Raw genomic sequence first — 13,292 nt, 5'->3', positions numbered from 1 at the left:
GGTTCGGGAAAGAAGCTTGGGTCCGCATCAGCGCGGGCCGCGGCGCAGGCCACGCCATGCCGCCAGCGCGGCCAGCGGCGCGAGCAGCCACGCGCTCAGCGGGCCGCCGCTTTCGCTGCGGCCGGCGCCGGGGCTGATGCCCGTCACCGTGGTGCCGCCGGTGGACGTGCCGGGCGTGGTGGTGGCGCTGGCCGCCGTGACGGTCACCGCCACGCTGGACGTGGCGGCCAGCCCGCCGCTGTCGCTCTGGCAGCTCAGCGTGAGCGTGTTGTTGCCCGCCGTGCGCAGCACCACCGGCACCTCGCTGCCGCGGGTCTGCTGCGCGCCGAGCCAGGCGCCGCCGTTGCTGCCGCCGGCCGTGCACGAAGCCGCGTTGGCCGCGTCCCAGCTCAGGCGCACGGTGTCGCCAGCGCGCACGCTGCTGGCCGAAGCGGTCAGCGGTGTGGTGAAGCTCACGCTGGACACGGGCACGTCGAGCGAGAACACCGTGCCGCTGCCCGCGATCCCGCCTTCCGGCGACGCGGTGTTCAGCACCTGGCCCGAGCCGCCGTACGCCGTGGCGCCGTACAGCTTCTGCATGCCGTTGGCGGCGCTGCCCGCGCTCAGGCCCACCGGGTGCGCGCCTTCGGTGGCGGAGTCGAAGCGGTGCAGCACCTCGTACACGTCGTCCGAATGGTCGCCCGCCGTGCCCACGCGAATGCGGAACAGCGTGCCTGCGCCCACGGGCGTGACCACGCCCGTGCCGGAGCGGTACACCATGGTGCCGTCGCGCTTGGTGGTGCCGTAGATGTTGCCGTCGGCGGCGAACACGATCGGGCCGTAGGGCGTACCGCCGTCGCCGTCCGGCGTGCCGTCGGCGGCCAGCGTGCCGGTGCCGCGGAAGCTGTGCACCACCTTGAAGGAGGACGGGTCGTTCTTCTTCACGCGCCACACCGTGCCGCTGTAGACCTCGGAGCTGGGGACGTTCGAGGAGGTCGGGTTGTTCGAGTAGCCGGTGCCGTAGAGCCAGTCGCCCGCCTCGACCACGCCCGACAGCCGGTCGCTGGTGGCGGCGGGCTCGCCGTCGCGTCCGCGCAGGAAGGTGTGCAGCAGCTCGACCTTGCCGGTGTCGATGACGCCGTTGTTCGCCGCGCCTTCGTCAAGCGCGGCCTTGCCGATCTTCACCAGCGTGCCGACCGAGCGGCCGAGGTAGTCGGAGGTGGCCGTGGGGTCGAACACGCCGGTGGCGGTGACCGAGGTCAGCGCGTACAGCGCCTGGTCGCGCTGGCTCCACACGTGCGACACCGAGGCACCGCCCTTGTGGTGGAGCTGCGCGCTGGCCGACGCGTCGATGAACTTGCAGAAGTCGACGACGCGCTGGAACACGCCGGCCGGGGTCACGCGCCAGAGCTGGTTCTGCGTGGTGCCGGCGACGCAGCGCGATGACGATTCGCTGGAGCCGATGTACACGTTGCCCGCGTCGTCGATGGCGAGCTGGCCGCGCGGGCTGATCGCCTTCTGGTAGGTGTCGCTCAGGCTGGGCTGCGTCCACGCGGCCGGCACGCCCTGCTTGAGCGTGAACATCACGGGCGCGCCGAGCAGCGCGTTGTTGACGTTGTTGTATTCGGAGAACGCGGCGCCGGCATACAAGGTGCCCGCGCTGTCCTGCGCCAGCGTCGAGCTGGCGCTGCCGAGGTTGCCGAGCAGCACCGACGAATGGCCCGGCGTGCCGCTCGCGGTGGCCGGCACGCTGTAGGCGGTGCCCTGTACCGTGAAGTTGAAGGGGCCGATCGACGGGCCGCCGAGCTTGGTGGTTCCGTAGAGCCGGCCGTCCTTGCCCACCAGGGGCGGTGAGGTGGGCATGGCCCCGATGGCGGCGCCGGTGGTGCCGGTGAAGCGGGCGAGGACTTCGGGCTTGAAGCCGGAGGTGGCGGCCGTGGTTGCGGTTTGCGCGAGCAGGGCGCTGCTGTAGCCGGCGGCCGCGAGTGCGAGCACGAGCGCGCTGCCTTGCAGGGCGAATCGGGAAGGGTGACGCATGGAATTTCTCGTTGCCCGCGAGGGCGTTGATCGATGGACGATGAAACCGGAAAGGGTGGAAAGGGTGGAAAGGGCGTGGCGCATCAGTCGCGCCGGCGGCGCAGCCACCACAGGCCGGCCAGCGGCAGCAGGGCCAGCGGCGACACCGGTCCGCCGCCGCCGTTGCCGTAGCTCACCAGGTTGCCGTCTTCCGCCGTGGCCACGGTGCCCACGAAGATCGTGGTGGTGGCCGACACCTGCGCGCCGGCGGCGGAGCCGTTCACGTTGCAGGTCAGCGTGTAGCGGTAGGTGCCGGCCTTGGGCGTGAGCACCAGGCTGCCGTAGGTGTCGACGGGGCCCTTCCAGTCGCCCGCCGACGAGGCGGCCGAGCAGTTGGTGGCGTTGCTGGTGGTCCAGGTGAGCGTGGTGCTGCCGCCGGCGTTGAACTGCACCGGGCTGGCGATCAGGCTGGCGCTGGCCGTGACCGGGCCGCCGTCGGTGGAGAGCTGGTACACGGTGCCGTAGGGCGTGGGCACGACCTGGCCCGTGCTGTTGGTGTAGCTGCCGCCGATGGAGGTCACGCCGTAGAGCCGGCCGTCGGCGCCCGTGCGGATGCCCAGCGGCACGCGGCCGTCGTTGCCCGAGAAGACGTGCACCACCTCGAAGCCGGCATTGCCGGCCTGGCCGTTGCCGTCGAGCGTGATCGACCTGGGCTTGATGCGGTAGATGGTGCCGCAGCCCACTTCCGCGTTGCGCGTCGCCAGGTTGATGCAGACGTTGCCGCCGCCGGACAGGGTGGTGCCGTAGATGGCGCCGTCGGCACCCAGCGCCATCTGGCCGCGCGGCGTGGCGCCGTCGCTGTCGCTGAAGGTGTGCAGCAGTTGCAGGCCGCCGCTGCCGTCCTTGGCGATGCGGTAGAGCGTGCCGAAGGGCTTGGGGCCGTCGTAGTGCGGGTACGGGGTGGTGTGCTGCGTGCCGGTGGTGCCGGTCCACGAGCGGAAGCCGCACAGCGGGCTGTCGCGCGAGATGTAGCGAAGGCCGGTCGTCACGGCCGGGGGGCTGATGTAGTGGTAGCAGTCGCCCGTGGAGGTGCCGCCGTACAGGTAGCCGTCGCCGCCGTCGACCAGCGACGACAGGGCGGCCGGCTGGCCGCTGCCGATGCTGCGCAGCGTGGCCTCGCCGGCATCGCCCGTCACGAACGGCTGGCCGCTCGGGTAGTGGCGAAAGCCTTCGTCGCTCGCGTTGTCCAGCACGTTGATTTCGCCCTCCGCGAGGGTGAAGGTGTGCAGCACCTTGAAGGAGGCGGCGTTCTTCGGGTCGATGCGGTACGCGGTGCCGGTGGGCGTGTCGGTGGCCGTGGGCGTGGTCGCGTGCAGCGGCAGGCCGCGGTTGTAGGCGGTGACACCGTAGAGCACGCCGTCGCTGCCGATGATGAGGTCGTTGGCGACCTGCTTCATGCCGTTGGGCCCGGCCGGGAAGGTGTGCAGCGTTTCCAGCGCGGCGCCGGTGTTGCGCAGGTCGAGCTTGAAGATGCGGCCGTTGCCCTGCGGCCCCTTGTCGATGCCGTACAGGTTGTCGTCGGCGTCGATCACCAGCGCGCCGTTGGGCGAGTGCATCTGCCCGATGGTGGCCGGCAGTGCCTGCGCGTGCGTGCCGTCGGCGTCGGTGCGCACCAGCAGGCCGAGCCCGACGGTGGCGGAGTAGGTGTAGTTGCTCGGCGCGTTCTTGCCGGCGTTGGCTTCGCCGTTGGTGCTGGTCATCACGCTGTACATGCGCCCGTCGCTGGCCTGCACGGGCGTGCTGCTCACGCGGCCCTGCAGGTCGCTCAGCACGTCGTAGGGCAGGCGCTCGTAGATGGAGACGCCGGCTTGCATGCTGTAGAGCCCCGTGGCCGTGTACAGGAACGGGCGCCCCCCCACCAGGCCGTTGCCGAGGAAGCCGCCGTACAGGTGGCCGGTGGTCGTGCCCGGGCGCAGCGCATACAGCGGCGGCGCCGTGGGGTTGCGCGCGCCGGGCCAGCCGACGGTGCCGTCGGGCGTGGTGACGTCGTCGCCCGCGGGGCGGAACGAGGCGAGGCTGGTGAACGTGACGCCGGAAACGCGTGTCTGTGCGTGCAGGGGGGGCGGTGCCAGGGTGGCACCGGCGACCACCGCGGCCATGGCGGCGGTGGTGGCGGCGGCGGCGAGCGCGGCGCCAAGTTTCGGGGCAAGGGAATGCATACGGATTCGATCTCGCAAGAAGGAAATGGAAAGAAGGGAAAAAGCGAAGCGCAAGGGGGTTGCGGCGGTGTCAGAACCGGGCCGACAGCGTCACGGTGGCCGTGCGCCCCGGGCCGGCGAAGTACGCGGCGCCCTGCATCTCGGCGTAGTTCAGGTCGCGCAGGTTGTTCACGGCCATGCGCAACGTGAGGTGCTTGTTGATCTCGTAGCTGGCCCACAGGCCGTACAGGTGCCAGGCCTTGCCGTTGTAGGTCTCGGCGTTGTCGGCGGTCCAGCTGCTGCGGTTGTTGCTGGGCGACTGGAAGCTCATGCGCCCGCCCACCGTGAGCTTGCCGTCGAGCAGGCGCACGCCCGCCGTCACGCTGAGGTTCTTGCGCGGCGGCAGCACGTACTGGATGTTGGCGCCGTTGGCCTTGCCCAGCGTGCCGCTGGCCGGGTAGCCGGTGAGGCTGCCGAGCGGGAACGGGTCGTAGCCGCCCGTGCCGGTGTCCACGATCAGGTGCGTGTAGCTGATGCCGCCGAACACGGTGCCCGCGTCGTAGTCGGCCTGCAGCTCGAGGCCGCGGTTGCGAAACGGGTCGTCCAGGTTCACGTACGAATACGGGCCGAAGGTGCCGCCCGCCGCGGTGCTGATGGGCGACATCACGCGCGCCTGCGTGATGTAGTTGTTCACGCGGCTGTTGAACCACGCGGCCTTCATGCGCAGCTTGTCGCCGCGCGCCAGCAGGTCGCTGAAGTTGGCGTTGCTGCCCACCTCCCAGGTGCGCGCGCGTTCGGCGAACAGGTTGGGGTTGGGGTAGTACGGAAACAGGCTCCCCACGTGCTGGCCCCACAGCAGCGTCTCGGTGAGCGCGGGCGGGCGCATGCTGCGCCCGAAGTTGGCGAACAGCTGCACCTGCTCGACGGGCTTCACCGCGATGGAAATCTTCGGCGACATGGCGCCGTTGTGGCGGTCGGTCTCGAAGTTGGTGAACAGCGCGGTGGTGGCGGGGCGCACGCCGGCCGGGTTGGCGATGGAGCCCACGCGCATGCGCCCGCTGCCCTGCAGGCCGTACCAGTCGTAGCGCATGCCGCCGGTCACTTCGAGCCAGTCGCCGCGCAGCAGGCTGAGCTCGCCGAACAGGCTGGCCACGGTGCGCGTGCCCGCGGGCGTGGCGCCGGTGTACAGCGCGGTGGTGCCGGCGTCGGCGCCCACGCTCAGCGACTGGGCCTTGGGGTCGGTCTTGTCCTGGAAGAACTCGCCGCCGGTCTTGAACACGGCGTCCAGCGGGCCGAGCTTCATGCCCGAGCTGTTCTGCAGCGTGCCGCCCACCGTGCTGGTCTGGTACTGCAGGTTGTATTCGTTGCCGTCGAGCAGGCCGCCGGCCGCGCGGTGTGCCTTGTTGCTGGTGCGCGTGTAGTAGAGGCTGGCCGCGAGGTCGATCCACGGGTTGCCGGCCGGCTTCCAGTTGTAGTTGCCCAACAGGGTGTCGCTGCGCACGTGGTTCATCATGGCGCCGCCGCCGGCCTCCACGCCGCTGTCGCTGTTTTCGCCGAACTTCGCGTCGAAGCCCACGTAGCTCAGCTTGACCTGCTGCCCCGGCGCCAAGCGCCAGGTGCCCTTCAGCAGCGCCGAGCTCTGGTCCTGCTTGGTGAGGCGGTTCACGCCGTGCACCACCTTGTCCAGGCCCTCGTTGTCGGCAATGGAGCCGCGCTGGCCCATCTCGAACATGCCCATCTTCTTGCGGCTGGCGACCATGACCACGTCGACGTCGGGGCTCGCCTTGATGCCCAGCGCGGTGCTGCCGGCGAACCTGTAGGCGTTGGTGCCGGAGGTGGCGTTGACGCGCGCGCCCAGCGTCTGGCCCTCGCGCACGATGTCGTCCACTTCCAGCGTGCGGAAGTTGACGATGCCCGCGATCATTCCGGCGCCGCCCACCGTGGAGCTCGCGCCCTTGGTGATGTCCACGCCGCCCAGCAGCTCGGGGTCGAGGTAGACCGAACCGTTGGAGCCGTGGCCGCTCTGCTGGAAGTTCTGCCGCGTGCCGTCGATCATCACGTTGACGCGGCCGAAGTCCTGCAGGCCGCGCATGTTGACCGACACGCCGGGGTTGTCGCGGCCCTGCGAGGTGTACAGGCCCGGCACGTCGGCCAGCACGTCGCTGGTGTTGCGCGGCGGCAGGCGGTCCATGTCCTCGCGCGTGATCACGGCCACCGAGGCCGGCGTGTCGTACGCGCGCTGGCGCGCGTCGCGGTCGGCCGTGACCACCACCGGCGGCAGGTCGCCGCCCGAGGCCGAGGGCATGCCGCCGGCGGGCGGCGCCACCGGGCGCGGCGCCGCGCGGATGCGCCACGCGTCGGGCCCGTCGCTCTGCGCGGCCAGCGGGTGCGGCGCAATGAGCGCACCCAGCACGCCCGCCACGCTGGCCTCGCCGTTGAAGCCGTCGGTGCGCAGGCCGCGCACCACGGCGGGGTCGAACGAGATCAGCACGCCGGCCTGGCGCGCGAAGCGCTGCAGCGCGTCGTCGAGCGGGCCGGCGCCGATGCTGTAGGTCCTGAGGGCCGCGCCGGCGGCGGCGCGCGCGGGTGCGGGTGAGGGGGCGGCGCCGGCTTGCGCATGCGCTGCACCGTGGGACACGGTGCACAGCGCGGCGGCGATGCCCAGCGCGAGCAGGGAATGGCGAGGCTCGCCACGGGCGTGCGGCGGGCGGGGGGAAGACATCTGCGGATCCTTTGGTAAGCCCTTCGTGGCTGAACGGGGTGGCGACTGCCGTGGGGTCCGTGAACTCGGAAAGTGCGGCGGCTTTCGAGCCGCTCTGTGGAATAGGTCGAACGAGATGCGCGAATCCGCAACGGACCGGCAAAAGAATTTCAGCGAGGGTGGGGACGGCGCGCCGCGCCGCGCGGCGCGTTCCGGCGTGTTCAGCGCGCCGCGGGGCGCGCTCCCGGCGTGCTCAGCGCGGCGCCCTGGCCTTCAGCGTGACCCAGTAGCGGGTGGCGGTGGCCACGCGCACGGGCAGCGTCTTCTCGACGAGCGACAGCGTGCGGTCGGTGTCGGTGAGGCTGAAGACGCCCGAGATGCGCAGCTCGGCCACGTCGGCGTCGCAGGCCAGGCGCCCGCGGCGGTAGGGCGCGAGCTCGGCCACGAGGTCTGACAGTTTCATCTCGCGCGCCACCAGCAGGCCGTCGGCCCAGGCGTCGGCGTCGGCCTCGAGCGGGCCGGCGTCGTGCACGCCTTGCGCGTCGAACCAGGCACGCTGGCCGGCCTCGAGCGTGCGCGTGGCCGTGCCGGCCGCCGGGCGGATGCGCACGGCGTCCTCGAACACCTGCACTTCACTGCCGTCGGCGCCCAGCGAAACGCAGAAGCGCGTGCCCAGCGCACGCACGCGGCCGTGGCCGGTCTCGATGAAGAAGGGCCGCGACTGCGCCACGTCGGCGTCGGCGCCGGTGGTGGCCATCACGCGGCCCTGGCGCAGCAGGATGCGGCGCTCGTTCGCGTCGAAGCGCACGTCGGCGCGCGTGGACGAGCCCAGCACCAGCATGCTGCCGTCGTCCAGCGCCACGCGCAGCTGCTCGCCCACGCCGGTGCCGTAGCTGGCCAGCAGGGAATCCGCCGGGGCTTGCGCGCGCACGAGCCACAGCACCACGCCGCCGCCGAGCACCACGCCCAGCGTGCGCATGGCGCGGCGGCGGGTGACGTCCTTGCGAGCGTTCTCCAGCACGGTGCGCGTGGGTTGCGCCGGCAGCTCGGTGAAGCGGGCCTGGATGCCCTGCAGGCGCTCCCAGGCCACGGCATGGTCGGCGCGCGCTTCGCGCCAGTCGCGAAAGGCCTGCCAGTCGGAAGGAGAGGCCTGGCCGGACTGCAGCCGCATCAGCCAGTGGATGGCCTGGTCGACGACGGTGTCGTCGGGACCGGCGCTGAATTCGGCCTTGGCGCCCATGTTCACGCCGCGCCGTCCTGGTAGGCGATGCGGTAGCAGTGGCGGAACGCGCCGGCGATGTACTTCTCGACCGAGCTCACGGTCACGCCCAGGCGCGAGGCGATCTCGCGGTGGGGCAGGCCGTCGAGCTGGGCCAGCAGGAAGGCGCTGCGGGCCTTGCTGCCGAGGCCGTCGAGCATGCGGTCGAGCTGCTCCAGGGTCTGCAGCGCGATGGCGCGCTCCTCGGGCGACGGCGCGCAGGCCTCGGGCATCCGCGCGAGCATCTCGAGGTAGGCGCGCTCCAGCGCCATGCGGCGGCAATGGTCGATGAGCACGCCGCGCGCAATGGTGGCCAGGAAGGCGCGGGGCTCGCGAATCTCGTCGGGGCAGCGCTGCACGACCCGCACGAAGGTGTCCTGTGCCAGGTCGGCGGCTTCATGGACGCTGGCGGTGCTGCGGCGCAACCACTGGACCAGCCACCGCTGGTTTTCGCTGTAGAGCGAATGCAAAAGGTCCTGCGAGGGGGAAGACGCGCCGAGCATGGAAGCAAGCTGTAAGAAGGAATTCTCAATGATAGTTGAGAATGATTCTTATCTTCTTGCTTTCGGCTTTCTCCGCAATCCGGTCAGGCCTTTTTGACGATCCAGGCGATCCAGGCGATCCAGGCGATCCAGGCGATTCAGCCGATGGAGGCCACGCCGGGCATCGCCCTCGGCTGCTCGCGCTCCTGCGGGCCGTCGGTCTCGATGCGCATCTTCGGCAGGAACTGCGGGTACTCGCGCTGCATGAAGTCGATGAGCCCCTCGCGCACGCTGCAGCGCAGGTCGAAGGCCAGGCCCGAGGTGGCGGCCGTGCACAGCACGCGGATCTGCATGGTGCGCTCGGTGGCGTCGGTCACGCGCAGGTTGAAGAAGCGGCCGTCCCACTCGGGCGCGGCCTTCACGATGCGCTCGGCCTCTTCGCGCAGCGGCGCGAGCGGCATGCCGTAGTCGGCGTAGACGAACACCGCGCCCAGCAGCTGCGAGGAATGCCGCGTCCAGTTCTGGAACGGCTTCTCGATGAAGTAGGTCAGCGGCAGGATCAGCCGGCGCTCGTCCCAGATCTTCATCACCACGAAGGTGCCGGTGATCTCTTCCACACGGCCCCATTCGCCTTCGACCACCAGCACGTCGTCGATGCGGATGGGCTGCGCCAGCGCAATCTGCAGCCCTGCAATGAGGTTGCTGAACACCGGCTTGGCCGCCAGGCCGGCCACGATGCCGATGACACCCGCCGAGGCCAGCAGGCTCGCACCCACCTGGCGCGCGCCGGGGAAGGTCATGAGCATCATGGCGCCGCCGGCCACCAGCACCACCGTGGCGGCGGTGCGCGCGAGCACGCGGGTTTGCGTGAGCACGCGGCGCGCCTGCAGGTTGTCGGCGATGTCGGAAGGGTTCTGCGCGAGCACGCCGTCGGCGAAACCGCTGATGGCCTTCACCGCGAGCCAGGTGGTCGACGCGATGAGCAGCAGGCCGGTGAGATGGCGCACGTTGCCGATGAAGCGCAGGTCGTCGGGCGCGCCTTGCCACACCACATTGAGCGCAACCAGCGGCAGCACGATGCGCGCCGCGGCGTTGCAATTGACCACCATCGTGTGGATCGTCGGGGCCGGGCGGGTGATCCGCCTCAACACAAGGCCGCCGATGCGGTGGGCGAGAAGAGAAAGGGGAACTGCGATCAGGGCGGCAACCCATGTGCCGAACCAGGGGTGGGCGAGTATCTCTTTGATCATCAGGCGGTGGTCGTCTTTGCTTGTTCCGTTGTCTCGTTCAGAGGTTGAAGAATGCGCGCTGCGTCGTCGCGCAGCTGCGTGGCGAGTGCCGTGGCCAGATCGAGCCGGCGCAGCAGCCAGGGGCTGATGTCGTTGTCGAACGGGTCAGGCAAGGGGATCGGACCGCCGACGGTGGTCGAACCCGGGCTCTCGGGGTGAGAGGGCCCGGTGGTGGGCAGAGTTCCGATGGCGGCTTCGATTCGTTGCGAAGTCCGGCTGATCGGCCCTTCGACCTCGCCCGGCGTGAGGCGGTCGCGCCGCAGCACGAGCATCGACTTCACGGCGCTCAGCTGCGCGAGCAGCTGGTAGCTGTGGGCCTGCAGGTGCTCCAGCGGCTCCAGCGGCGGCTGCACCGCGCGCGGTTCGGACAGCGAACGCTGCGTGGCCTGCACCAGCGCGGAGAGGCTGTCGTAGGCCTCGCGGCGCGCGAGGCGCCATTCGAGTTCGGGGCTGCTGTCGACGGCCTGCAGCTGGCCCAGGCCGAGCGCCAGGCGCGCATGGCGCGCCTGCGCGGTGAGCACGCGCGCCACCAGCGCCGGGATCTGCGTGCGCTCCCACGAAGGCAGCACGTAGCAGAAGCCCCAGGCCAGCGTGGCGCCGATGAGCGTGTCGGCAATGCGCTCGAACAGCGCGAAGATGGGCGCCACGCCCACGTTCAGCAGGTGGGCCTGCACCAGGCCGAGCACGGTGGCCGCCACCGCGGTGATGAGGTAGCGGCGCACCGCGAAGCTGTGCGCAATGGCCTGCGCCACGGTCACGATCACCAGCAGCATCAGCGCCGACGGATGCGCCGACAGCAGCCCCACCGCGAGCACGCAGCCCAGCAGCGTGCCGGCCACGCGCGCGTTGCGCCGCTCCAGCGTCTGCGACAGGCTGCCGCGCAGCACCACCACGATGGTCAGCAGGATCCAGTAGTCGTGCGAACCCCAGGGCATCGACACGGCAATGGCGTAGCCCGCGGCAATGGCCAGCGCGGCGCGAATGGCGTGGCGCAGCGGCGGCTGGTCCCAGCGCCACAGCGTGAAGAAGGGGCGCAGCGACCAGTCGGTCGGGCTCACGAACATCTGCCAGTTGGCGCGCACCACGGCCAGGTTGGGCTCGGCGTCGCCGCGCGCCATGGCCGACAGGCGCAGCACCTCGTCGTTGATGTGGCCGATGCGGCTTGCCAGCCCGCGCGCGAGCATGGCCGCCGTGGGGCCGATGTGGCCGCCGGTGCCGCCCAGCGCATTGGCGCTGTCGTCCGCGGACACGTGGATGGCCGCCAGCCGCGGGCGGCGGTCGGCCACGGCGTCGGGCTGGCGGCGCAGCAGCAGGGCGTCGGCCAGCGCGATGGTCTCGTCGGACAGTTCCTCGAGCACGGTGCGCATCTCGATGAGCGCCTCGGCATGCGCGGGGTGGGCGCGCAGGGTGTCGAGGTCGAGCTCGCTGGCCAGCAGCTGGTCGCGCATCTCGAGCACGATCACCAGCATGGCGGCCAGCCGCTGGCGGCGCGGCGTGCGCGGCGACTCCAGCACGATGTCGCGCGTGGCCTGCAGCTGGTCGGCCAGCGCGGCCTGCTCGCGCAGCAGCTGGCCCAGCAGCGGCGCGGGCGTGTCGCGCACGTCGCGGGTCTCGTCCTGCGGCAGGAACTGGCTGGCCTCGGTGCGCATGAGCGCGGCCAGCGAATACAGCACGTCGGCCACCGACTGCGTGCGAAAGCGCCCGTTGAGCGCCAGGTTGGCCAGCGTGGCCCAGATGACGTACAGCCCCGCGCCCAGCCCGAACTCCCAGGTGCGCTGCAGGGCGTCGGCCATGCCGCCGGGTGCCGGCGTGGCCATGGAGAAGACCATCGAGAACATCACCGCGATCGCGATCGGGATGCCGCGCTTGCCCCAGGCCATGGCCAGGAAGGCCATGAAGGTGGCGGGCACCAGCAGCAGCCCGAGGCGGATGGGCGCGGTGTGCAGCATCTGCACCGCGAAGAACAGCGGCAGCCCGATGAGCGGCGCCGGCAGCATCTGGAAGAACTTGCCGCGGCGCGGGCCGGGCAGGTCGGGCGGCGCGGTGACGATCACGCCGGTGGCGGCGGCCGAGGCCGCGAGGGTGCCCAGCCACAGGTGGATGCCGCCCGAGATGAACAGCAGGCCGAGCGCCACGGTCAGCCCGCTCGCGACGTAGTGGCTCAGCGCAATGCGCAGAGCTTCGCGAACCCGGGGCGCGGCGCGGGGCCCCAGCATCGTCACTTGGCGGACGTGTCGCCCTCGGAGCGGGCACCGGCGGCGGGGGGCGCGTCACGGCGAATGCGCGTGAGCTTGCGGGGCGCGGGCGCCGCGGCGGGGGCGGGCGCGGCACCTTCAGCGCCTTCGGCGGCCTCGTCGGCAAAGTCGGGCACCGTGCTGCGGGCGTACAGGTCGACCGATGCGTCTTCCGCGTTGGCCTTGGTCGAGGCGGACACCGCGCGCACGCGGTCGCTGGCGCGCAGCTTGTCGTCGACGTTGGCGAACTTGGAGTACTTGGCGAGCAGCGGCACCAGCTGGCCGTAGATGCGCGGGGCGCCGGCCAGGCATTCGCGCTGCTCGAGGAACTCGGGCTCGCCCGTGAAGTTGCCGATCAGGCCGCCGGCCTCGGTGACCAGCAGCGAACCCGCGGCCACGTCCCAGGGGTTCAGGCCGGTTTCGAAGAAGGCGTCGGTGAAGCCGGCGGCCACGTAGGCCAGGTCGAGCGCGGCGGCGCCGGGGCGGCGCAGGCCGGCCGCGCGGGGCATCATGTCCGCCATGATGGCCAGGTACTGCTTGAAGTTGTCGCCGGTGCGGAACGGGAAGCCGGTCGAAATCAGGCACTCGTTCAGGCGCGTGCGCTTGGACACGCGGATGCGCCGGTCGTTCATGTAGGCGCCGCGGCCCTTGGTGGCGGTGAACAGGTCGTTGCGGCTCGGGTCGTAGACCACCGCCTGCTCGATCTTGCCGCGCACCGACAGCGCGATGGACACGCAGTACACCGGGAAGCCGTGGATGAAGTTGGTGGTGCCGTCCAGCGGATCGATGATCCAGACGTAGTCGGAATCCTTGGCGCCGTGCTCGGTGCCCGATTCCTCGGCCAGGATGCCGTGCCCCGGGTACGCGCCGAGCAGCGTCTCGATGATCGCTTTCTCGCTGGCGTGATCGACTTCGGTGACGAAGTCGTTGACCTGCTTCTGGGAGATGCGCACGGACTCGACGTCGAGGGCAGCGCGGTTGATGATCGCGCCGGCGGCGCGTGCGGCCTTGACGGCCACATTGAGCATGGGATGCAGGTTGGGGGACGACATTGGATTGTGAGAAGAGCAAGAGGAGGGGCTTGGCGCCCCGTGAGCGGCCCGGCGATGCGGGCGGCGAGAATCGGGGGATTTTA

Annotated in this window: 8 protein-coding genes; all 8 read right to left on the bottom strand. The window is 71.0% G+C overall.

The features are described from left to right. Positions 1–27 precede the first annotated feature (27 nt). The 8 genes from BM004_RS07645 to BM004_RS07610 all read right to left on the bottom strand — a co-directional run bounded on the left by BM004_RS07645 (position 28) and on the right by BM004_RS07610 (position 13,209). Positions 28–2,016 (bottom strand): choice-of-anchor tandem repeat GloVer-containing protein, encoded by a 1,989-nt coding sequence (locus BM004_RS07645; protein ID WP_143072409.1) that lies wholly within the window; start codon positions 2,014–2,016, stop codon positions 28–30. Between the two features lie 83 nt (positions 2,017–2,099). Next, positions 2,100–4,214: a choice-of-anchor tandem repeat GloVer-containing protein gene (locus tag BM004_RS07640; RefSeq protein WP_093212313.1), complete on the bottom strand. Its 2,115-nt coding sequence runs from the start codon at positions 4,212–4,214 to the stop codon at positions 2,100–2,102. Positions 4,215–4,284: 70 nt separating this feature from the next. Next, the gene (locus BM004_RS07635; protein WP_093212311.1) at positions 4,285–6,915 is read right to left on the bottom strand and encodes a TonB-dependent hemoglobin/transferrin/lactoferrin family receptor; all 2,631 of its coding nucleotides are present in this window, start codon (positions 6,913–6,915) and stop codon (positions 4,285–4,287) included. 232 nt (positions 6,916–7,147) lie between these two features. Then, entirely contained in the window at positions 7,148–8,134 is a 987-nt protein-coding gene (locus tag BM004_RS07630; RefSeq protein ID WP_093212309.1) for a FecR domain-containing protein, read from the bottom strand. A 2-nt stretch (positions 8,135–8,136) separates the two neighbouring features. After that, positions 8,137–8,655: a sigma-70 family RNA polymerase sigma factor gene (locus tag BM004_RS07625; RefSeq protein WP_093212307.1), complete on the bottom strand. Its 519-nt coding sequence runs from the start codon at positions 8,653–8,655 to the stop codon at positions 8,137–8,139. 137 nt (positions 8,656–8,792) lie between these two features. Next, positions 8,793–9,884: a mechanosensitive ion channel family protein gene (locus BM004_RS07620; protein WP_093212305.1), complete on the bottom strand. Its 1,092-nt coding sequence runs from the start codon at positions 9,882–9,884 to the stop codon at positions 8,793–8,795. Beyond that, positions 9,884–12,139 (bottom strand): FUSC family protein, encoded by a 2,256-nt coding sequence (locus BM004_RS07615; protein ID WP_093128502.1) that lies wholly within the window; start codon positions 12,137–12,139, stop codon positions 9,884–9,886. Before BM004_RS07615 ends, BM004_RS07620 begins: the two co-directional genes overlap by 1 nt. A 2-nt stretch (positions 12,140–12,141) precedes the next feature. After that, entirely contained in the window at positions 12,142–13,209 is a 1,068-nt protein-coding gene (locus BM004_RS07610) for an inositol monophosphatase family protein (RefSeq protein ID WP_093212303.1), read from the bottom strand. Between the last annotated feature and the right edge of the window lie 83 nt (positions 13,210–13,292).

Origin of the sequence: Variovorax sp. OK212 (genome assembly GCF_900112425.1) — a bacterium.
GTDB lineage: Bacteria > Pseudomonadota > Gammaproteobacteria > Burkholderiales > Burkholderiaceae_C > Variovorax.
The sequence above is the reverse complement of the archived record's forward strand: the minus strand, read 5'-3'. Positions and strand labels throughout refer to the sequence as shown.

Bases quoted from the DNA above. Each gene is read 5' to 3' on its own strand.
- BM004_RS07645 (WP_143072409.1), bottom strand. From the start codon at position 2,016: ATGCGTCACCCTTCCCGATTCGCCCTGCAAGGCAGCGCGCTCGTGCTC.
- BM004_RS07640 (WP_093212313.1), bottom strand. From the start codon at position 4,214: ATGCATTCCCTTGCCCCGAAACTTGGCGCCGCGCTCGCCGCCGCCGCC.
- BM004_RS07635 (WP_093212311.1), bottom strand. From the start codon at position 6,915: ATGTCTTCCCCCCGCCCGCCGCACGCCCGTGGCGAGCCTCGCCATTCC.
- BM004_RS07630 (WP_093212309.1), bottom strand. From the start codon at position 8,134: ATGGGCGCCAAGGCCGAATTCAGCGCCGGTCCCGACGACACCGTCGTC.
- BM004_RS07625 (WP_093212307.1), bottom strand. From the start codon at position 8,655: ATGCTCGGCGCGTCTTCCCCCTCGCAGGACCTTTTGCATTCGCTCTAC.
- BM004_RS07620 (WP_093212305.1), bottom strand. From the start codon at position 9,884: ATGATCAAAGAGATACTCGCCCACCCCTGGTTCGGCACATGGGTTGCC.
- BM004_RS07615 (WP_093128502.1), bottom strand. From the start codon at position 12,139: ATGCTGGGGCCCCGCGCCGCGCCCCGGGTTCGCGAAGCTCTGCGCATT.
- BM004_RS07610 (WP_093212303.1), bottom strand. From the start codon at position 13,209: ATGTCGTCCCCCAACCTGCATCCCATGCTCAATGTGGCCGTCAAGGCC.